This is a genomic window from Paenibacillus xylaniclasticus (assembly GCF_004001065.1).
GTDB classification, from domain to species: domain Bacteria; phylum Bacillota; class Bacilli; order Paenibacillales; family Paenibacillaceae; genus Paenibacillus_T; species Paenibacillus_T xylaniclasticus.
Window position 1 is genome coordinate 183,310 of the sequence record NZ_BIML01000005.1, and the last position, 22,526, is coordinate 205,835.

Consider the following 22,526-nt stretch of genomic DNA (forward strand, 5'->3'; position numbering starts at 1 on the left):
TGCTCACTCCTGATGTCGTATTGACGATACAGTTTATGATGAGGCATTAATCCGTTTATAAATATCGTGCAGCTGCTTCGCAACGATCCTAATATCGTGGTTCTTGACCATACTTTTACTTTTCCTTCCGAAGGAAACGCGCAAATCCTCATTATTCACAAGCTTTTCTATCGATTCAGCTAAGTGCTCGATTGATCCTGGAGGCATGATGTACCCATTCACGTCATTCAGAACGATTTCCGGAATACCGCCCACGGTCGTGCTAATAATAGGCAGCTCGTTCGCCATCGCCTCCAATATTGACACCGGAAGCCCCTCATGATAAGAGGGCAGTACATAGATATCCGAATTCGCAAGCAGCGTTCGCTTCTTCTCGCCATCGATCCACCCATGAACGATACAAGCATGTCCTACATCTCGCTCCTGAATATATGAGCGCAGCTTGTCCAATTCATTATTACCGCATATATTGAGAACCAGCTTGCTCGAAATTTCCTTCGGCAGCAGTCGTATCGCATCCACTAAATCGTAAATCCCTTTTCTCTGCCCGATCTCGCCCATAAATAGAAGCTGAATCTTATCCGTATTGTCCTTCGGCTGCTTCATTACAGCTTGAGATGGAATCGTAATTGGGTTCGGAAGAATCGATATCTGAGTATTGCTGCAATAAGCGAGTACAAGCTGCTTCATCTGATTGGACAATACAATAATTTCGTCAGCCCGATTCAGCGTCTTGTTAATCAACCATGCATTAAAACTACTCTTATCATGGAATGCTTCGAATGATGACCCATGGATATGGAAGATAACCTTCTTCCTGAACAACTTACTCATATAGGTATAGATCGTCTTTCGGTAAAAGCTTCCGTTCGCTGCGGAATGAAGATGAATGATGCGGTACGGATGCACAAGACAAATGAACTTAAACATAGCAAGCAATGAGTAAGCGATTTTCAATGGCGCCGGAACTCCTGATATATAAGAGGGATGTCTTGCTATTGCAACACGATCGGATAACCCTTCCTCAATGGAGTTCACAACAGACGTTATACCGCCTTTTACCTTTTTGGAATTAGCAACCTGCATAACTTTCATCCCAGCACCTCTGTATGACTCTGCTGTTTGGCAGTATCATCTTGAGCTCGTTTATGCTGCATCAAGATGTAACCATAGGCAAATAAAATAAATAAGTAGTAATTGACATTACTCTTCACACCAAATGAATTAAATCCGGAGATCGCTAATATAAATACCAATAACAAATACTTATTTGTTGTATTTTTAAGCATAAACCATAGCAGCATAATATATGGAACGATAAAATACCCCACGTCGATAAACAAAATAATCCACGGATTCTCCAAAATAATGGGGTTGTTATTATCAGCCAAAATCACCACATTCTCCGTTGCTCCACCTAACCCCATCATTTGCAAAGAAAACATGCGATGAATAAAATAGTCCCACAATATCAGTCTTGCCTCAGTCGAGCTCGAAGCTTCACTAATTCGATTCAAGAAGGTGCTTCCAAGAGAGGTCAGAAATGTGACTAAGAACACAGCACCAATCAGCGCGAATCGGATCATGTTCTGTTTGATCTTAATCCAGCCGCCTCTGAATGTATCAGCGTTGTACATAATTATTAAAAAAGAGAATATGAAAATGCTTCTGGAACCGGTTAATAGAATATCGACCATAAACAAGAGCATAAGTCCATACTTCAGCTTCAAGCCGCGCACTCTAAGCTGCACTAGAATCATAGCGAACAAAAAATATAACGCATTAAGCAGCGGATGTCCTATAATCGTCTTAATTCTATACCCTTCAACAGACGTGGCATCGTACCAAGCCACGTTCGCCTGCTTATACACATCTTCAAGAAAATTCGCTTGCATGATGTATTCCAGTATCCCGAACAATCCAATAAGTACAGAGAAGCCGATCGTCACTGCGACAACCCGGTTCACTTTGGGAAGAATCGTATTCTTCTCAAAGTAAAAAAACAAGAATAAGGTGATAGGCCCTAAATAATTATGAATGAACAAAGAAATACCGCTTACTCCCTTCAAATATATCGTTACCCCGAAGAAAGCAACGAAGACGATCAAGGAGAATACAACGATTTTGTCCAATACGACTTTCCCATTTAAGAAGTCTTCTCCGAACTTTAAACCGAAGGCTATCAGCCAAGAAAAGATGAAAGGATGTATATTTAGAGGATTTAAGTTATCCAGATTATAAAAATCAAGAACAAAGAAAGGTCCTACTAACGCTAAAGACACAATAAGAAGAGGAATCATGAACAGCAACACAATATGACGCCCGACACATTTAATAAATATGTACAATACGACCCCAATAATGGCATACATGATATAACCATAGTATTCAAACATAAACATGCCGCCGATTAGGAAGGATAATATCAATAATAAGGTGACGAGCCCAGGTGACATTCTCATACTATTATCCGCTCCTCCTTGCGATTTAATATTATTGGTGTAGTGCAGCATATTTTCCTCTCCACTCTTACGCACTCCATTAGTTCGTTAAGTCCCCGTTTTCGATACCAATCTCATATATAAATCGGAATATTGCTTCAGCATGACGGAAATATCGAATTGGCGCACATACGAATAGGCGTTCTCCGTCATCCTCTCAGCCTCATGCCGACTGCTCGCTAGACTCATAATTTGATTGGCTAAGTCCACAGCATCCCCACTCTTGAACAGAAGCCCGTTCTCGCCATGTTGAATGAGTTCTGCTGGCCCATCAATATTCGCGGATATAACAGGAATTCCAGCTGCCATAGCTTCCAATACGACGAGGCCCAATCCTTCATATCTTGACGGCAGGACGAAAATATCGAACTCCGGCAGTAGCTTGTGCACATCATTACGGCTCCCGTAAAAAACAACTTCCTCTTGCAGGTTATATTGATCAATAAGCTGACGTAAATAGTGTGCCGATTCCTTATCATACTCATAGAATCCGCCAATCAACCCGCAAGATACCTTCAGGCCCTTGTCCTTGCACAGCTTAATCGCCTCGATAAGGATGTCCTGACCTTTCTTCTGATGCGTAATTCGTGCTACATTGACAATTTTAATAGCAGCTGTCGTATCCGGTACTGGACTTTGTTTCTTGAACCTGCTGAATGTATGAACATGAATGCCATTGTAAATCCTCGTTGAATTCATGATCTGACTGTCCATACATTCCTGCAATACAGCATTCGATATGGCGACATTCTGGTCAATGATTCTTCTATGGATAAATCGATGAATGAAATTAAATCTTCGGGCAATATTGGTGTCATGAATGGTGAAGACCAGCTTCAATCTAGGTTTAATCAGCTTGCATAATACAGCCCAGAGCTTGCTGCCATAGGTATGTGAATGAATGACATCAATTCTATGTTTACTGACAATCTTCAGCAGTTTCGTCAGATATTTAGGATGTCGATGTGATGGCGGTCTATTCAGAAAATAAACCTCGCATCCTGTCGCCAGAAGCTGCTGCTTCATCCCTTCATCAACCAAATCGTTCATGACGACTACCACAAAGCTCACTCTCGACGAGGCCGAGCCTTCTCTTACTAAGTCGAGAAGAAGCTTCTCCGCTCCGCCAACTTGGAAGGACGAAATAATATGAAGCGTGTTAACAGGCACCTTATCAGTAATCACTTTTAATTCCTCTTTCAACGTCATCAAATTTAAAACACTAGGTTTTGCTTGGCGCAAACCCTTTGCCGTAATTAGAGTACAGGAGGTATAAAATAGTTCCGTAGATGAACCGTGCCGCTGCAACACTAACCGCCGCCCATATCACTCCGAATTGAGGAACCAATGCAACAATGAGTACAACAATCGTACCAATTTGAACATACTTTCCTAACGTAATAAACATAGGCTTCCCGAGCGAATACGTTGCTTGTTCAATCGGCACGAGCGCGAAAGATAATACAGCTTTTATTAGCATCACTTGAAGGATGCTTTCCGCTTGTATATATTTGTCCCCTAGTAACAATGGAACGATCAACGGAAGGACAGGGATTAGACAAAGCATAGCCCCTGAAATTATAAGCGTCGGTCTCATGATTTTCTTCGTGAAGCTTACGACGTTCTGTGCGGTGAGCTCAGACATTTTAGGCAGCATCACCTTCGCGAACACAACCGGAATAAACGCAACAATCGCCGACAACTGATACGCAGCGTTGTATACGCCGATCTGTTCATACGTTACCCATAGTGAAATCATAAAGAAATCGATTCGGTCGAGCAGATTATTCGGAACGGATATAGTGAGCATCCATTTCTCGTAATGGATCATCTCACGTATCAAGCTCTTCGTTGGCTTATTCCGAACAAATTCTCTTATAAAGCCTATATATCGCAAAGAGAATAATAAAGAATATAGAATGGGCAAATAATAGATCAGCAGTACATACTTCAACAACAATACATCGTTCAACCACAGCATCAACAGGAATAGAATCGAGACGACATATCTCGAAACATTAATCCACGCCCTTAGCTTGAAACGCTGTATCGCCTGCAGATAGGTGTCATTAACGAATAACAACGACTCCCCTAGAAACCCTACAATTAAATAAGGGATGTAAGCCGATATCTCTCCTTGACCTAACTTAAGGAATATTTGATTTCCAAGAAAGATCAGAAGAAGCGTAACAATCGAGATGATAATAACCTTCGATATAAAATACAATCCGAATATTGCATACGTATGTTCTTTATTTTTCGCAGAAAATCGGACCGCTGTGTTTTCCATCCCAAAATCAAAAAAAGCGCTGCAGAAAGCAATCGCTACAAAAACAAACGAATATTTCCCATAATCCGATGGCCCTAACTGCTGCGTTAGCAGAAGAATGATAAAGAAATTTAACGCTTTTGTTAGGATACTTTCGGAAAATACAATCGTCAGATTTTTAAACAGCTTACTGTTTAAATATTTGCTAATTCGGATGTTCCCCATATAGCCGCCTTCATTCTGTAGTTTCCCTCATATTCGGCATGTACCGCAGTCATTGACCGTCTATTTAAGTTCCTTAAGCAATAATGCCAAAGAAATGAAATGTCCTACTTTCTCAGAGTGAATTTGCTGTAGCGATATCTGTTCATTCAGTATACCTGCGTCCTTCAATAAGCTTTCCCACTCTTGACTCCTCTCTCCTTGGAGCAAGTGGACAGGGAATCCTTTAATCTTCGAGCCGCGTTGGTAATAAGATTTCTTCGTCAGCTTCTGAGCGACTTTCTTAAATAATTTTATTGATATATAGGAGAAATATTTGTACAGATCGAGCAACTGATCTGCCCGCTTGGATGAGACCGTCGTTCCACCATCAGTCGTTGGAATTTTTGCTACTCGTTCATTAGCGGATGTTATAAGTTTTCTATGCGTATGATTATAGAAACGTTCCCACCTAGGGAGACTATATCCATACCGGGTGAGTACTAGCTCTAAGAATGGCGTATAGTTGTCCGTCAATTGGGTTCCAATTGAATTAAACCTTCCTGCTCTTGTTTGCTCCTTAAAGTGGTAATAGATCTGGTCGTTACTTTTCGTATTCATATCCGCAACATAAGCCGTTAACCGCTCATACAAATTACCTTCAAATGCTTGATTCGCAATTCGATATTCGTTGCCGAAATAATCATCGTTACAAGGGATAGGCAGCACCTTCAAGCCCATCAACCTCGATAAATTCGTACTCTTTCTTGTGTAGAAAGGAAAGTCCTGCATCCAGAACCGATCACTAAGCAGCTCGGCTCCTCCGCCAGTTAAAATTAAGTCAGCCCCTCGCGCGATTCTTTGTCTGGAATGCTGGTAGGCTGAATAATAGGCAAAGATATCGAACATACCATCACATAGCTGGAACAATTCAGGGATGTACTGATCGATATCTTCATCGATATCACACACATACAATGGAATGTCTAATTCATCCGCAACCTTCTTCGCAAGGATAACATCCTCATCATCTGGTTTCCCAACGACGGATGCTTCAAACTTCGCTCCGCAATGATGAAGCAGGGTGACCAGCAGCCTAGAATCAATCCCGCCCGTCAAATCAACACTTACTTTACGGTTCTGAATGGATTGAGCGAACGATTCAATATAATCAGGTATACTTGTCACATTCGTTGGCTTGTCCATTCCGGTGGAGAACCCCTTTGATTCTATCAGAATCCTACCATCTTTATCGAAACGTACGATTTGATCGCCCTGAATCCTGCGAATCGACGCAAATAAGGTGCGATCTTCATAAATCATGCCGAAATTCAAAAACTCGATTACTGATTCTGGATTCAAATCTTTATGACTAAAACCGCGTTCCTTAACTATCGCTAAGAATGAATCAGAAATCGCACCCTCGTCATAATAGACATCAAAGATGCCGCTGTTATCGATAAAAACGCTTATTGAGTCCGAGGGGTGGTGTAACACAACCATCATAAAGTTCCCTTTCAGAGAATCGATAGCCTTCGTAAGTCCGTCATTGGATAAAGCGCGCCCGAATTCCACTAATGATAAATAGCCTGAAGAAAATCCTGGAATGAACACAAGTCCCTTCCAGTAAATTGTATAATTCTCATTGATGATGCAGCGCTCTAAGGAAGTAAGCTGTCGTTCTCTATCATTCGCTCGTAAAATCACAATCATTACCTCCCGGTTCGAACCACTTACTTATTCATAATCGATTATCCTTCATCAAATTACACCGAACCGTCTTTCGCATGCATATTTTAGTATGAAGAATTGGGTATAATCATCACTCGAATTGTCTTTAATATAATTCGAAAATCTAACCACAAACTGCGTCTGCTAATATACATTAAATCTAATTCGACCATTTGCTCAAAGCTAAGCTCATTCCGTCCGCACACCTGCCACAACCCTGTGCAGCCAGGCGTTACACTTAATCGCTGCTTATGATAAGCATTATAGGCCTCAACTTCCCGAACCAAAGGAGGCCGCGGGCCGACCAGACTCATATCACCCTTAATAACATTCACAAGCTGTGGCAGCTCATCGATACTTGTTTTCCGAATAAATCTCCCGACCCGAGTAACGCGCGGATCTCGTTTCATTTTGAACATAGCACCTTTAATCTCGTTGTGCACCAACAGACTCTCTAGCTGTTTCTCCGCATCGGTGACCATAGAGCGAAATTTGTACATACGAAACGGTTTCTCGTCTTTGCCTATCCTAGTCTGATAAAAAAATACGGAGCCCCGAGGATTTTCCAGTTTAATCAAGATGGCCACTAGAACGAATAAAGGGGACAAAATGAATAAACCTATCAAAGCTCCTATGATATCTATTCCTCTTTTTACTACTTCATATGCTCCCATGTTGTGACTCACATAGCCCCCCATAGCTATACTGACCTCTTCGTCCGCGATGACGTCATCATTCCGATCCGTCGATAGCATGAACTAATTAAAACCTCCTATTATCGATTGGTTTCACGAATATATGTAGGTTAAAAACACGAGCTACACCTTCCTAGCGAGTAGAAAAGTATAGCTCGTATTTCAAACTGTCAGTACAGGGCATCCAACCCCACCTCACAACTCACCACTGACGATATACGTCTAAGGTTCATATAACCCACGGCGCGTCCGAGTGCCTACGGTGATAAAGGTGCAGTAGGCATCACCTGTATGTCATCTTTCACAAAAAAAAAAAGCAGCGCATTACCTCTCTTGAGTTGGTACCGCCCCATACTTCTGCAGCAGCTGCTGGATCGTCTCCAGTGTATGCTCCCGCAGCTTACTATCCTGTAGCGCAAATTCCAACGTTGTATCGATGAACCCCGACAGATCCCCTACGTCATAACGCTTCCCTTCGTACTCATAAGCATACACTTGCTGCATCTCGTTCAACGATTGTATCGCATCTGTCAATTGAATTTCGCCGCCCACGCCTCGTTCCTGCTTGCCAAGCAGTTCAAAAATATCCGGGGTCAAAATATATCGGCCCATGATAGCAAGATTAGACGGAGCTTGGCCAATCGGAGGCTTCTCAACAAGCTGCTCTACCTTGTAAAGCGGACCATTCATGCTCGCCGGCTTCACGATTCCATAGCGGTCGGTCTCATGTTCAGCGACGCGTTGTACAGCAATAACCGGACTTTCAACATTATGATAGGTCTGAATCAACTGTCCAATACAAGGTACCTCCGACTTGACGATATCGTCACCTAGAAGCACCGCGAAAGGCTCATCGTTAAAGAACTTTCTCGCGACCCAAATGGCATGGCCGAGTCCAAGCGGCTCTTGCTGACGAATAAAATGAATATCAGCCATCTTGGAAGGCCTGCGAACCTTCTCAAGCAGCTTCAGCTTTCCTTTGACCCGCAAATTTTCTTCTAATTCAAATGCGCTGTCAAAATGATCCTCGATCGCACGCTTATGCTTGCCAGTTACAATAATAATATCTTCAATACCAGCCGCTACGGCCTCCTCAACGATATATTGAATCGTTGGTTTGCTCAGTATCGGCAGCATTTCCTTCGGCATTGCTTTAGTCGCCGGCAAAAACCTTGTGCCTAATCCCGCCGCAGGGATCAGCGCTTTACGAATCTTTTGCATGAAGACACCTCTCTCAGAATACCTCATTGCTAATATTGCGACAAAATGTGAGCTATAACAAAACTGTCAGATAGTACAATAATACTACGATATTTTCAATCAGTCATTCCTTTATTTCCTAAAGCTTTAATTTATATCTACAACTATTCATGACCGTAATAATAGTAATAAGTGCTATCGCCTTTTCTGCGCTTTACATTGTTCATCACGACACCCAGAATTTTAGCATTAACGGTATCTAGATTGGCCTTTGCTTTTATTGCTGCTTCTTTTTTCACTGATCCGTATTCCATAACCAGAATGACGCCGTCGCTTTTGGATGCAACGAGCTGGGCATCCGTCACAGCAAGAAGTGGCGGAGTATCGATCAAGATAACATCGAACTGCGTTCTGAGTAAGTCTAACAATTCCGTCATCCGTTTCGAAGAAAGCATCTCTGCTGGATTGGGCGGAATCGGCCCTGCTGTGATAATATACAGATTAGGAACATCCGTCTCTTGAATGACCTCTTGCAGCTGGTTCTGCCTAGTCAGCATTGAGGATAAGCCTACGCGGTTCGAGGCTCGGAACGTATGATGCATAGTCGGCTTCCGCATATCCGCATCAATGAGCACAATGCGACGCTCTGTCTGAGCAAAGGCAATAGCAAGGTTGGAGATCGTCGTCGACTTCCCCTCGCCAGGACCAGATGATGTAACAACGATGGCTTGCATAGTTTCATCAATAGAAGAGAAGTCAATATTAGTTCGCAGCGTACGATAAGCTTCAGAAATAGGCGATCGCGGGTTCGATAATGTAATGAGATGACGTCTATTTTTCGTTTGTGACATGTTCTACTTCCCCCGCTTTTAGCTGTGATGTCTGCATAGTCCTATTCTGAGTGACCGGCCTTGCCGAGACGCTCATATTTTTCTCCTTATTGATTTCCTCAGTACCTGCCCGATAAATCGTAGCTAATATCGGAAGACCAAGCAGGCTTTGTACATCCTCCTCCGTCTTTACCGTGTCATCCAAGTATTCCAACAAGAATGATATAGCGATTCCGACCAGAAGTGACAACATGAACGCGATGACACTATTCAGAACAACATTAGGTGATACAGGCTCCGGGTTCGCTTTATCTTCCTTAGCAAAGTTTAGAATGGAAACGTTCTTGACGCTCATCAAAGCAGGAATCTCATTCTGAAATACTTTCGATACCGCATTCACGATACGGGCAGCGTTCTGGTAAGACGTATCTTCTACCGCAACCGTCATAACCTGCGTATTGTTGACTGAGCTGACGCTTACTTTACCAATTAGCTGCTCAGAGGTTAATCCAAGCTCCGGGTACTTCGCTGCAACCTTGTCCATAATTGCTGGCGTTTTTATAATTTCTTTGTATGTGTCGATCAGCTTAATATTCGTGTTGACGGTATCTGTATTGAGCTGTTGTATGTCGATATCAGATGTTGTCTTCGTTACAATAATTTTCGTTGATGCTTCGTATACAGGCTTTAGCACGTAGATACTTCCAATAGCAACTAAGAGCGTAACAAGTACGACCAAGGAAATGATCCACCATACACGCTTTCGAATGATTCGGAGATAGTCCTTGATTTCCAGTTCCTTCACTTCATTCTCCCCCACAATCATGCAAGCCGCATTCACAAGAGAAGCCCCCTCCCTTTTCTTATCGAGAGGGGGCTGATTCAGCTAGTCTTGCAATTAGTTCATTTGCAGCGCACGATACAATATTACAGCTGCTTCCGCACGGGTGGCATTGTTGTTCGGGTTAAACTTACCGGCATTGCCAATGATGATGCCTTTGCTCGCTGCCAATGCAACACCTTCCTTCAACGATGCATGAATTGCACTTGCATCCTTGAACTTGCTCAGTTCTCCATCAACATCCTTCACTTCTGCTTCTCCAGACGTCAGGCGCAGCGCTCGTGCGATCATCGTTGCCATCTCAGCACGGGTAATCGTTGCATTCGGAGCGAATGTATCTGCAGAACGGCCCGTAATAATTCCTTTGTTCGCAGCAGCAGCCACATAAGGCGCAAACCAATCTGAAGATTTGATATCCTTGAAGCTGGTCGTCAATCCGTAGCTATCGAGGTCCAATGCGTGAATGAGCATTTTTGCAAATTCAGCGCGCGTCACATTGTCTTTCGGTACAAACTTATCCGCCGCACGGCCCGAAATTGCACCTTTCGCTGCCAGTACTTCAATCTGACGACCCGCCCACGCCTTCACAGAACCAATATCCGAGAAAGTTACATTATTCTCCACAACGACATACGAGGAGAAAGAGGTACGCTTTTCCCTGAAATTCCCGTCTTTCAGTACACCGCCGTGGTAATCTATCTTCCCATCATCATGGACTTTGGCCAAGGTAAGCTTCTCCGTATCAACGCCGAAGGTATCATTTATCGGAAACTGAAGCGCAACTGGATTCGAGAAGTGAGTCGCAGCTTGTCCGCCTAATCGCAAATCAAAGCTATATACAGAGGATACCGCTTTTTGATTGCCTGTATATTCGCTTACTCTAACATTAAGATCGATTGATTTACCAAACTCACTGCTGTTCGGAAAACCGATCGTGACTCCGTTAAGCGCCAAGTTCAACTGAATATACGGCGAAGAGTTGAGCTTCTTCATTACTTCTTCAGACAGCTTCAAGTTAACCGTGTCAACAGCAATTTCACTAAGGTTAATCGTCAAGCTATCGGTTGGAATTGCCGCATCGGATTGAGCTGTTTTCAATAACGTTTGCAGTTTAGCTGCTGCCGCAACAACAAGGTCCAGCTTCGCTGCAAGCTCCTTGCTAGCATCTACAACCGCTATTCCATCCACAACTGTCGGTTGAACGCTTACGCTATTCGAGCTTTTGAGCAGTTGTGTAAACAAATCCAACGCTTGTTGAACAATCTGCTGCTTCTCAGCATCTGATGCATTCGCCAGCTTCGTAATCAGAGCATCAATCTGCTTGTCAACCGTTTGAACCGGGACCACCACTACATTGTTGTTAGTATCTTTTTGCTCATCTGTACCAAGTGTTGACAGATAAGCAAGAGCTATAGCGTTAGACGCTTCATCAAACACGCTGCCGCCAATTGCCGTTCTTAACTGACTTACAGCTTGTACGAAGTCTTCCCCTGTCACGCCAGCCCCTTGAAACAATTGCCGCAGCTCAGCAACATCAGAAGTAGACAAGGCATTGTTCACAGCATGACTAATTAACGCATTACGCTCCGATACATTCTTCGCAAGGGAAACCAGCTCGATCAAAGTTTTCGATTTCAACTGTTCAGCAACCGAAGCCTCGGCTGCAACAGCCGCCTTCGCCACAGCCTCAACCGTTACAGCGGAAGTGTCCGTTACACCTGCACTAGCTGCTGCCGATTTCAGTGCAGAACGGTAGGTCGTGTTCGTGCGGATGTCTTCAAGAGCATTAACATCCAATACAGCCGGAACCGACAACAGCGACACAACGAGATCCGCCAGCACGCCGCGATCGGCGTCAGAGACATTAAATTTATTCGCAATTGGACCCGCGATCACAACACGCTGATTATGATCCAGACCAACAATAGCTTGTCTTGCTGACTCAACTTTCGCTTTACCTTGAGTATCCAAGGCATTATAGACTTTCGAATAACGATCAATGGCTTGCTGGCTGTATGCCGCATCCGCCGCATATGCCGACTGAGCAGCCAAATGTTTAACTAGTCCCTTCTCGCTGAAAGGAATGCCGGCAAAGCCTGTCGTAACGATCGCTGCCGCTAATGAATACTTAAACAATCTCCCTTTAACACTCACGACTATCACCTCATAATTGTATGTAACTATATAATATAATGTCTTGTCTCAGTGTATGGTCTTACGGACAAAGGGAATTTTTTAAATATCCATTATATAGCAAAAAATCCTCATTTATCACGTTATACTCCACAACTTTGACCTAAAAAATGCATGATAACTAGCGCCATTCTACCATCTAAAAAAGGAGTTGGTCAATTTAAATATCATTACAGATACGAATCGTATCTTAATTTTCCTTGTAAAATCAACTGCTAATCTATACTTTTTAATGCTATTTTTTAGGTTTAATCAGTATTATAATACATTTTGTATCAAAATGTTGCTGGTAATAATATGTTACATATTTTCTGATATTTTTTGATATGCCCTCATCTCATTCATGTTGAAAGCGGCCAGACCCTCTTCTTCATTCGCTGGCTCAACATTCGTAACGTTCAGTTCATGAAGTAAACCCATCATTCGAAGCTGACGAGCCTCTAATTGAGCAGCCATCCGATCTATCACTCGTGAATGATAAAGCGCATGGAATGGTTGATTCGGTATACACACAATATCCGAATCGTTCTTCATTCTTTGAATCTGCTTAACGAATAATGAATGTGAGATGAACGGCATATCACAAGCAATGACAAACGCAAAGCCAGACGGAATTGAGCATAAAGCCGAATGAAGCCCTGCCATCGGTCCACAATTGACATATTTGTCCGTAACAAAATGAACCCCGTTCGCACATTCAGACATTTGAAGCACTGCCCTGTATTGTGCCGCCCTCTCTTCTGTACCAGCTGCTATCGTGACTCGCATCCCCCAGTCTTGCAGTTTGCGCACCAAATAAGCGAGAAGTATCTCACCTCCATATGGAAGCAGCGCCTTATCTCTTCCCATCCGAGTGCTGTTGCCTCCTGCCAGAATGATCGACTCTGATACGATCTGATTTACGGCCTGCTGATTCGTCTTTTCATCCTTCATTCCTATCCCACCTCAATAACGATCTAGACTTAACCTGATATATGGCCCCTATTGTCCGCACATAACTACCGTTTCATTAAGCATAAACTCTATCGATTAGAAAACCAATGCAGCGTTTCGTATTTAGCAAAGGAGAGGATTCAAGCATGAATCGATCGCCAGGAGCTAATCATCACTTGATCACTTCCGTCCAGCCGTACGAAGCACACAACTACAACCCGCTGCCTATCGTAATCACGGAAGCAAGCGGCGTATGGGTTACGGATGCAGAAGGAAACCGATATATGGACATGCTTAGCGCTTACTCCGCTCTCAATGCCGGACACCGTCATCCTCGCATCATTCGCGCCTTACTTGACCAAGCAAGGCGGGTAACCCTCACGTCCCGTGCCTTCTATAATGAGCCCTATATTCAACTGTGCTCTACACTCACTAAGTATACGGGGAAAGATGCAATCCTTCCGATGAACAGTGGGGCTGAAGCCGTTGAGACTGCGATCAAAGCGGCACGCCGCTGGGGCCGCCATACTAAAGGAATCGCAGAGAACAGTGCGGAAATGATCGTATGCTCCAACAGCTTTCATGGTAGAACGATTACAACGATCTCCTTCTCTTCTGAGCCTGCTTATCGCCGCGACTTCGGTCCGTTCACTCCCGGCTTTAAGATTGTCCCCTACGGAGATATCACAGCACTCGAACAAGCCTTCACCCCGAATACAGTCGCCTTTCTTGTCGAGCCCATTCAGGGGGAAGCTGGAATAATCGTTCCGCCGGACGGATATTTATCTGCTGCTTATGCATTATGCAAGAAGAATCACTCTCTCTTCATTGCAGATGAAATTCAGACCGGATTCGGCCGCACAGGCAGCCGGTTTGCTTGTGATTTTGATCATGTCATTCCTGATATCTATGTGCTTGGCAAAGCGTTAGGTGGCGGTATCGTACCGATTTCCGCCATTGCCGCCGACCGCGCGATCCTTGATTTATTCGACCCTGGCTCGCACGGCTCTACCTTTGGCGGCAACGCTCTTGCTTGCGCCGTCGCTGTCGAGGCTATTACCGTCGCTGAGGAGGAACAGCATCCAAAGCGGTCTGCGATACTCGGAGCTCGCTTGCTAGACGCGATCAAACAAATATCGAATCCCATGATTCGCGAGGTTAGAGGGAGGGGATTATTCATCGGAATTGAGCTTAATGTCCCTGCACGTCCAATATGTGAACGGCTTATGAATCTCGGTCTATTATGCAAGGAGACACACGAGCTTACGATTCGGCTCGCACCGCCACTAACGATTACAGACGAAGAGCTCGACTGGGCGATTGGACGTCTACAGCTCGCTCTTACGTAGTCCCATTCTGCACAAAAAAAGCCGTCCTTGCAGCAGCATTGCGTCAAGGACGGCTCTAATCGACCTATATGCTCTTGCTATTTCCATTTCTTTCGCCGTTGATGGATTAAAGCTACACCGAGCGGCTTAACCTCCAACAAGGACAGCAACCGCTTGACTCGGGAAGCATCACTCTCATCCACCTTACCGCTCCTTACGATAAGCAACGCTCCGTCAATTCCCTTGACAAGATGCTGCGTATTAGACGATGTCAGAAGCGGGGGGACACTAAGCAGCACCATATCGAATTCATGCCTCCACTGATCAAATAATGAATGGAACGAGAATGCTCCAAGTCGTTCTTCCGAATAGACGGTATACATTCCAGCTGTTATCACGCTCAAATTAGGAATAACATCTGAATGAACAACCTCTTGCGGCTCACTAACTTTGTCCACAATATTGCTCAGACCCCGCACATTCGGCAAACCGAATAAAATATGAACGAATGGGTTAAGCATATCGCCGTCTATTAGCAGTGTCCGTCTGCCAGCTTGTGCAAAAGCAACAGCTAAATTAGACGTTGTCTCGGCCGTACCCCCGCCTTCCCGCGGCGAAGTCACCGCAACAATTCTTCCCTTAGAATCAGTGCTGAGCTCCAACTGTGTCCGCAACGACCGGTAACGCTCCATTATTTCGCGGTTTCCTCCGCTCAGCATCATAAGCTTATTTCTCGACCGGGACATGATTGTTCTCTCCTGCTCTACCGAGTGTCAGTCTGGTTGATCGGCGATGCCCTTCCTTACCGTCATCCACAAACATAGGAAGCTCCACCAACGTATCTAAGCCAAACGATCGTCTAACATCTCGTTCGGTCCAAATCCGCTTGTCCAAATATTCTAATAATAAGCATACTCCGGCGGCAAACATAAGAGAAATGATAAATCCTATCAGAAGCATTTTCTTAAGATTAATGTTAACCGGGCTAGGCGGAGTATCAGGCTTCACCTCAGCCTCATACAATACTTTCAGATTATCATTCCCGTATAGAGCAGCTGTCTCCGCGGCCAGACTTTCTGCTACAGCATTGACAAGAATAGCCGCAGATTCATAATTGGCATCCCTGGCTGAAAGCGTCAGCACTTGAGAGGTCGAGCTTACACTTACGTTAAGCCTACCCGCCATTTCTACAGCGGAAATTCCAAGTTCAGGATGCTCGGCTGCCGCTTTCTTCAATATTGGCGGTGTCGTGATAAGATCCTTGTAAGTTTGGAGCATCTTAAGGTTAGCTTCGATCGTTAAGTGAAGCGGTTCGCCGCTATCACCACTATTCGCATTCGCCATAATTAGCTTCGCAGTCGCTTCATAGATGGGAGTGTGCAAATATCGCTCGAACCCGAATACAGCGCAGCAGCACACCATCACAATCATAACGATAAGCCGCCATCTACGGCGCAGCATGACCGCATAGTCGCGCAGATCAAGCTCTTCGGACACAGACATTCCTCTCTTCAGTTCGGAAATTTATACCTAAACCGTTTCAGAATTGCTTTACACATTTAATTTAAACAAAATTGTTGTAAACTTCTTTATTGAGGGAATAATATCCATTCTACCATTCATAATTTTACACCGTCAATCTTCACTCATTCGCAACAGAAGCTAATAACAAAAAAAGCTGCAGCTCTACCTACAGAGCGCAGCTTCACAATATTGATAGCCGTATTATCCGACCTTCCCTTCCTTATGAGCAACCGAAACATCAAGCTTGCGGACTCCTTCTAATGCTCCCGTTTTAAGTCCCGCCCGCAGCCCAAGCTTATATCCGGCATACTTGCAAGCATTCTCAGCAATAAGCCGAACCATCAACCCAAATCTCCGATGCTTGAATACAGCTGCGATCTGTGCTCGTACGATGCTTGATCCCGCTTTCTCCGCCTTAGCTCTCATCGCAATCCATGGATGCTGCCCTATTGAAACTCCGTTATCATAGAAACGTCTATAAAGCTGCTTGAGCGTAAAATTGTGAGAATGTATGACCTTCGCTTCCGCCACATATGCAATCAGACCACCTTGCAGCATGCATCTAGCCGATAACAATAAATCTTCATTGAACATGACCGGTGAATCAAAACCGCCCATCCTCTCGAACGTCTCCCGGCGAATCGCTGAACACACATTAGAGCAGAAAAATGCTTTAATCCCCATCCGTGCAATGTCGTGCTCTGACTTGAGCATGGACTCCGAAGGATAGTTCAGCTCCCGCGCCGTACGCTCTAACAGATTCGCATCTTCACCAGGAAGCTGTCTGGCATAGGCATAAGCTACCTCTTGAGCCGCCAGAGGCCTCACTAATGATTCAAGAAGCAGACTATCTGCCGGCAGTGCATCCTGTGTCATAAAGATAAGAATGTCGCCGGTTGCTACAGCTGCCGCCTGATTGCGCGCGCCGCCGTGATCAAACTCGGTCTGTGGAATCGACAGTACCGCCGCTCCTTCAGCTCGGGCGACATCAGCTGTTCCATCCGTAGATGACGAATCTATAACAATAATCTCAGCGGGCGTGACCGTCTGTCCGCGTAAGCTCTTCAACAGCTCCTTAAAGGACGGGCCTGCATTCCAAGTCGGAATAATGACGGACAGACGCGCCTGCTGATTAGTAGGCATTTTTGTTCACAAATCCTTTCACAATCGTCTTGAAGATGATTCGAATATCAAACAAGAAAGTCCAATTCTCCAAATAGAACAGGTCGTGTACAATTCGCTCCTCAATCGAGGTGTCACCACGTAATCCATTTGTCTGTGCCCAGCCGGTAATACCAGGACGAACATGATGCTTCACCATATATTTCGGAACTTTTTCTTTGAACTGCTCGACGAAGAACGGCCGCTCCGGTCTTGGACCAACGACGCTCATCTGCCCCATCAGAACATTAAAAAATTGCGGCAGCTCATCTAAGCTCGTTCTCCGAAGGAATGCCCCAAATGCGGTGCGACGCGGATCATTCTCCACTGTCCACTGCGTATCCGATACATTGGATGCCGAAATTCGCATAGAACGGAATTTATACATATAGAATGGCTTCCGGCCGTATCCGATCCGCTCCTGCTTGAAGATAACGGGACCAGGCGAGGTCAGCTTTATACCAATCGCAATAGCTAGCATAATAGGGGACAAGATCACAATCGCAACGGACGCGAACAGAATATCGAAGGTCCGTTTCAATAGTCGGTTACTGAATTCATCCAGCGGAATATCGCGAACGTTAATGAGCGGCATTCCAGCGAAATTATCGAAGAATGGACGCGCTGGCAGCAGATCAAAATAATCAGGGATAATGAGCGTTCTTACCCCCATTTTGTCACATGTCTGAATAAGACTTGCATATTTCTCATGAGCCTCAAGCGGCAGGGCAACGATAACTTCATCAATGTCAGGATTGTCAGCCAGCGTTTGCTCCAGGCTGTCCAGAGGCCCCAAGATCTTAAGACCGGCGTGCGCTTCACACGGCTGGGGCTGATCATCCAAGAAACCGAATACCTCGTATCCGAGCTCCGTGCGGTTAACAAGACGATCGTGGAACCTTCGTCCGACAGTGCCTGCCCCCAGAATAAGCACATAATGCTTGTTATAGCCATGTTGACGCGCCCATATGAGCACTTTCTTGACGATCAGACGGTAGCCTGTAGCCATCGTAACGGAGATTCCGAAGAACAGCACCAGGAACTCCCGAGAAATATGCTCCTCCTTAGCAATGTACAGCAAGCTAAGCACGAGAAGTCCACTTAGCCCGTGAGCCTGCACGACTTTTAATACATCGTAAGAAATGCGTTTACGCCTACGTGGGGTATAATGACCAACATAGAACCCGATAATGACCGTTGCAAAAGCAAAAATCGTTCCCCAAATTAAATAGTTTTTAAAAGGCAGCGTATAATAGTGAATCATCAATCCGCTAGTAAACTTGAGCCAGTAGGCGAGTAGAAAGGCAAATAATACGCATACTAGGTCAGCCAACATATAAACTTGCGTCAAAAAACGCTGATTTTGTCGAATCAATGTACATCCGACTCCATTCCATTGTTTCTAGTATTTTCAATGTAATTCTATCAAATGTGATAGAAAAAAACCAATGACAAAATCCGGCATACCGCTAGCGTTCGACTAATTTATATAAGACTATTATTTTCTCTTACTCGACGCTGTATATTTTGTCGTTTGCGCAGCATAGATGGCAGAGAACGGACAATACGAGGCCAGCAGACTAACAAATCTGGCTCTCTAAGAATGATATACCCTAATTTAAGCAGCTCTTTAACCATTATCAATGGCCAATCGATAATGCTCGATATATTAAGCCGCTCGTTCTTAATAAGCGTAAACCATTGATTTTGATAGGAATGTTGTCTTACGAATGACGAGATTGACCTACGACCGCCTTGTTTCCAGCCTCGAGCATGAACTGCTTGCGCATCAGGAAGATAGATCGCCTTCCATCCAAGAAGCCGAGCTCTCCATGCGACATCGACATCTTCTTTGTAAGCAAAATAAGCTGCGTCAAAAAACTGGCCTTCTACTGATATATCCTCGATCATAGCCCTCGAATAAATGGCCGCAGCCCCCGATACACCGAACACTTCGCCAGCAGTCTGCCAATTGCTCGCAGCTTCCCCCGCTCCCCGGTCTGTAACTTGCCTCGTTCGACTAATTGCAAGTCCTGTGCTGTCTACTACGCCAATATCATCTGCACGAACCAGAAGACCGCATGCGCTCCCGATCTTCGGTCTGTTCGACATAGCAGCCAGAAGTACCCCCACATAATTCGGATGAAGCCGTACATCCGGATTCAACACGAGGACATAATCTGAATCGGTTCTTGCGATCGCTATATTCTGACCGCCGGCAAACCCGGTATTCACCTTGGATACAACAAGATCGATATGCTCTTCATACGGTCTTAATACATCCAGAGTACCATCCACCGAGGCGTTGTCTACCACTACGATCTGTTTGATCGGATAAGCTTGCGCAAGCACACAATCCAGGCATTCTCCGATGTCACTCACACTATTATACGTTACGATACATACCGATAATGTCGGTGACGCGGGTACCGCATCGCCGTTTATTAAATGCTTGTACGGCTGTTGCACGCCGTCATCACCATCCTTCAGGCACTAGCCTCTTTCTATATCATAGCCTGCACAACGTTTGATTCTCAATCTATAAAACCTTAACTTTTTTCAAAGACATGGTAACTAAGGTCATTTCACCACTATCCTGAACGTCAACAAGCGCATTCGCAGCAGAGGCACCCCCCCGTCGCTCATGCGCTTGTGAATCTGTTACTTACGTCGCAAATATTCAACTAACGCTTCCCGCCATCCTCGCATCGGCGTCAATCCGTTCACCCTGATGGAACAATGGTCCATTACAGAGAAAGCCGGTCGCGGGGCTGGGCGTGGGAATTCATCTGTCGTGCAAGGGGTCGTCTCTACCTTCATCCCTTGCTCTTCAAAGATAGCAACCGCGAATTCGTACCAAGAGCATGTCCCGCTGTTCGAAGCGTGATAGATGCCATAAGCCTCCGTACGAACAAGCTCCAAGAGCAATGCTGCGAGGTCCCAGGTATACGTTGGCGATCCGAGTTGATCATGCACCACTTTTACTGCTCCGCGTTCAGCACCGATCTTCAGCATCGTCTTTACAAAGTTAGCCCCGTAAGGTCCGTATACCCATGAGGTTCTGACTATAAAATACCGATCATGGAGAGAGCTTACGAGCTGTTCTCCAGCTAACTTCGACTTGCCGTATACCGTGCGTGGGCACGGCAGATCATACTCGTTATATGGGATTGTCGACGTACCATCAAACACATAATCCGTACTGACATAGGCTAGCTTGGCACCAGCCTCGCGAGCAGCTATCGCCACATTACGCGTGCCCGCTGCATTCACCCGGAATGCGCCGTCAACATCCGACTCAGCCTGATCAACCGCCGTATAAGCTGCACAGTGGATTACGGCATCTGGACGCAATTGTTGCATGACCGTCCTGCATTGTACGAGATCGGTAATGTCTAATTCATCACGGCCAAAGCCGTGAATTTCGAATCGTTCAGCGTCAGGCCCGTCCCATAGTGTAAGCTCACGGCCAAGCTGGCCGTTGGCACCCGTTACGAGAATGCGAAGCTTACCGCCTGTTGTCATGCCTGACCACCAAGACGATCACCATATTGCTTCGCATAGTAATCTCGATATCCGCCGCTAATAACACCCTTCATCCACGACTCGTTATTCAAGTACCAGCGAATCGTTTCGCGAATACCGCTTTCATAATCATGCTTCGGTGTCCAACCAAGCTCATTCCGAATTTTATCTGCATCGATTGCATAACGACGGTCATGTCCAAGTCTATCTTCTACATAAGTAATAAGCGACTCTGGCTTGCCGAGTTCAGCTAGTATGGTCTTTACAACCTGAATATTCGTTCTTTCATTGCGACCGCCTACATTATATACTTCACCATTGCGGCCCCCGCGAATAACCAAATCAATCGCACTGCAGTGATCTTCAACGTACAGCCAATCACGAACATTTAATCCATCACCATATACAGGAAGCGGCTTATCATTAAGTGCGTTCTGAATCATAAGAGGAATTAGTTTCTCAGGGAACTGATACGGACCGTAGTTGTTCGAGCAGCGAGTAATGTTAACCGGCAGTCCGAACGTCTCATGATACGCCCGTACTAACAGGTCAGCACCAGCTTTGCTCGCTGAATAAGGACTGTTTGGCGCAAGGGGCGTTTCCTCTGTAAACAACCCTTCCGCCCCCAGCGTTCCATACACCTCATCAGTCGACACTTGTACAAACTTGCTAACCTTGTACTGTTTCGCGAGATCAAGCAGCGTCTGCGTGCCAAGAACATTCGTCCGAACGAAAATATCCGGCTGCAGGATGCTGCGGTCAACGTGGGACTCGGCCGCGAAATTAGCTACCACATCAATGCCTTCGGCGAACAATGGCTCAAGCGCTGCCCGGTCGGCAATATCCGCCTTAACAAACCGATAGTTAGCATGACCTTCAACTGCTTTCAAATTTTCCAGATTACCTGCATACGTCAGCGCATCGACGTTAATGATTTGAACATCTGAGTATTTGCCCAGCATATAGATTACGAAGTTGCTTCCGATAAATCCAGCACCGCCGGTTACTAATAGCTTCATCCCGTTATTCACCCTTTAAAATCGAAATTGATTTCTGCATCCGCTAATACGGGATGCTTGCCGTCCTTATCCGATAGAATCGGACTATTCGTCGGCCAATCGATCGCCAATGCCGGATCGTTCCAGGCAATCCCCCGATCATTCTCAGGAGAATAATACTCATCCACCTTGTACTGCACTTCACAATTCGCGACAAGCGTGCAAAATCCATGAGCAAATCCCTGCGGTACAAGCAGCTGACGCTTATTCTCGGCAGACAGAATAAAGCCCTGCCACTGACCAAAGGTCGGAGAACCCCGGCGAATGTCGACAACGACATCATAGATGGCGCCTGCCGTAACCCGCACCAGCTTCGTCTGCGCTTTCGGATTCAATTGATAATGCAGCCCGCGCAGCACACCCGCTTCAACGGACAGTGAATGATTGTCCTGAACGAAACGATGCGTAATCCCGAATTCAGCCAATCGCTGCTCATTGTAGCTTTCCGTAAAGAAGCCCCGATGATCTCCGAACACCGCGGGTTCGATCAATTTAACTCCGGGAAGCCTAGTTTCCGTCACTTTCATGATTAGATG

20 protein-coding genes are annotated in these 22,526 nt (G+C 45.2%); 1 reads left to right on the forward strand and 19 read right to left on the reverse strand.

Annotated features, from left to right (window positions below; translation table 11 throughout):
* Positions 1-33: 33 nt before the first annotated feature.
* The 11 genes from PXY01_RS08130 to mobA form a co-directional block, all read right to left on the reverse strand.
* Positions 34-1,095 carry a glycosyltransferase family 4 protein gene (locus PXY01_RS08130; RefSeq protein ID WP_127569147.1) on the reverse strand — a complete coding sequence of 354 codons (1,062 nt, stop codon included), beginning with the start codon at positions 1,093-1,095 and terminating at the stop codon, positions 34-36.
* Positions 1,092-2,462: a hypothetical protein gene (locus PXY01_RS08135; protein ID WP_164744338.1), complete on the reverse strand. Its 1,371-nt coding sequence runs from the start codon at positions 2,460-2,462 to the stop codon at positions 1,092-1,094. The genes PXY01_RS08130 and PXY01_RS08135 overlap by 4 nt, the downstream gene beginning before the upstream one ends.
* Before the next feature lie 87 nt (positions 2,463-2,549).
* Positions 2,550-3,686, reverse strand: coding sequence for a glycosyltransferase (locus PXY01_RS08140; protein WP_127569151.1), 1,137 nt, complete (start codon positions 3,684-3,686; stop codon positions 2,550-2,552).
* Between the two features lie 37 nt (positions 3,687-3,723).
* Positions 3,724-4,995 (reverse strand): lipopolysaccharide biosynthesis protein, encoded by a 1,272-nt coding sequence (locus PXY01_RS08145; protein ID WP_246027836.1) that lies wholly within the window; start codon positions 4,993-4,995, stop codon positions 3,724-3,726.
* Between the two features lie 60 nt (positions 4,996-5,055).
* Complete coding sequence (locus PXY01_RS08150; RefSeq protein ID WP_164744339.1) at positions 5,056-6,678, reverse strand: asparagine synthase-related protein; 1,623 nt, start codon at positions 6,676-6,678, stop codon at positions 5,056-5,058.
* 89 nt (positions 6,679-6,767) lie between these two features.
* On the reverse strand, positions 6,768-7,400 hold the full coding sequence (locus PXY01_RS08155; RefSeq protein WP_246027853.1) for a sugar transferase: 633 nt from the start codon (positions 7,398-7,400) through the stop codon (positions 6,768-6,770).
* 321 nt (positions 7,401-7,721) lie between these two features.
* Complete coding sequence (galU, locus tag PXY01_RS08160; RefSeq protein ID WP_127569157.1) at positions 7,722-8,618, reverse strand: UTP--glucose-1-phosphate uridylyltransferase GalU; 897 nt, start codon at positions 8,616-8,618, stop codon at positions 7,722-7,724.
* 143 nt (positions 8,619-8,761) lie between these two features.
* Positions 8,762-9,448, reverse strand: a complete 687-nt coding sequence (locus tag PXY01_RS08165) for a CpsD/CapB family tyrosine-protein kinase (protein WP_127569159.1) — start codon at positions 9,446-9,448, stop codon at positions 8,762-8,764.
* A complete protein-coding gene (locus tag PXY01_RS08170) occupies positions 9,429-10,268 on the reverse strand; it encodes a YveK family protein (RefSeq protein ID WP_246027837.1) in 840 nt (279 codons plus the stop codon). The genes PXY01_RS08165 and PXY01_RS08170 overlap by 20 nt, the downstream gene beginning before the upstream one ends.
* A gap of 57 nt (positions 10,269-10,325) precedes the next feature.
* The gene (locus tag PXY01_RS08175) at positions 10,326-12,422 is read right to left on the reverse strand and encodes an S-layer homology domain-containing protein (RefSeq protein WP_127569161.1); all 2,097 of its coding nucleotides are present in this window, start codon (positions 12,420-12,422) and stop codon (positions 10,326-10,328) included.
* Between the two features lie 339 nt (positions 12,423-12,761).
* A complete protein-coding gene (gene mobA / locus PXY01_RS08180) occupies positions 12,762-13,394 on the reverse strand; it encodes a molybdenum cofactor guanylyltransferase (RefSeq protein WP_127569163.1) in 633 nt (210 codons plus the stop codon).
* Positions 13,395-13,540: 146 nt separating this feature from the next.
* Here mobA and rocD point away from each other — a divergent pair, with 146 nt between their 5' ends.
* Positions 13,541-14,743, forward strand: a complete 1,203-nt coding sequence (rocD, locus tag PXY01_RS08185; RefSeq protein WP_127569165.1) for an ornithine--oxo-acid transaminase — start codon at positions 13,541-13,543, stop codon at positions 14,741-14,743.
* Between the two features lie 77 nt (positions 14,744-14,820).
* Here rocD and PXY01_RS08190 read toward each other — a convergent pair whose 3' ends face one another.
* From PXY01_RS08190 to rfbC, 8 genes are all read right to left on the reverse strand, one after another.
* Complete coding sequence (locus tag PXY01_RS08190) at positions 14,821-15,468, reverse strand: CpsD/CapB family tyrosine-protein kinase (protein ID WP_127569166.1); 648 nt, start codon at positions 15,466-15,468, stop codon at positions 14,821-14,823.
* Positions 15,449-16,219 (reverse strand): YveK family protein, encoded by a 771-nt coding sequence (locus tag PXY01_RS08195; protein ID WP_164744340.1) that lies wholly within the window; start codon positions 16,217-16,219, stop codon positions 15,449-15,451. Before PXY01_RS08195 ends, PXY01_RS08190 begins: the two co-directional genes overlap by 20 nt.
* A 228-nt stretch (positions 16,220-16,447) precedes the next feature.
* On the reverse strand, positions 16,448-17,389 hold the full coding sequence (locus PXY01_RS08200) for a glycosyltransferase family 2 protein (RefSeq protein ID WP_127569170.1): 942 nt from the start codon (positions 17,387-17,389) through the stop codon (positions 16,448-16,450).
* A complete protein-coding gene (locus tag PXY01_RS08205) occupies positions 17,379-18,782 on the reverse strand; it encodes an undecaprenyl-phosphate glucose phosphotransferase (protein ID WP_127569172.1) in 1,404 nt (467 codons plus the stop codon). The genes PXY01_RS08200 and PXY01_RS08205 overlap by 11 nt, the downstream gene beginning before the upstream one ends.
* A 110-nt stretch (positions 18,783-18,892) precedes the next feature.
* On the reverse strand, positions 18,893-19,876 hold the full coding sequence (locus tag PXY01_RS08210; protein WP_246027838.1) for a glycosyltransferase family 2 protein: 984 nt from the start codon (positions 19,874-19,876) through the stop codon (positions 18,893-18,895).
* 192 nt (positions 19,877-20,068) lie between these two features.
* A complete protein-coding gene (rfbD, locus tag PXY01_RS08215) occupies positions 20,069-20,932 on the reverse strand; it encodes a dTDP-4-dehydrorhamnose reductase (RefSeq protein ID WP_127569174.1) in 864 nt (287 codons plus the stop codon).
* The gene (gene rfbB, locus PXY01_RS08220) at positions 20,929-21,951 is read right to left on the reverse strand and encodes a dTDP-glucose 4,6-dehydratase (protein WP_127569176.1); all 1,023 of its coding nucleotides are present in this window, start codon (positions 21,949-21,951) and stop codon (positions 20,929-20,931) included. Before rfbB ends, rfbD begins: the two co-directional genes overlap by 4 nt.
* Before the next feature lie 8 nt (positions 21,952-21,959).
* A complete protein-coding gene (gene rfbC, locus PXY01_RS08225; protein ID WP_127569178.1) occupies positions 21,960-22,517 on the reverse strand; it encodes a dTDP-4-dehydrorhamnose 3,5-epimerase in 558 nt (185 codons plus the stop codon).
* Positions 22,518-22,526 lie beyond the last annotated feature (9 nt).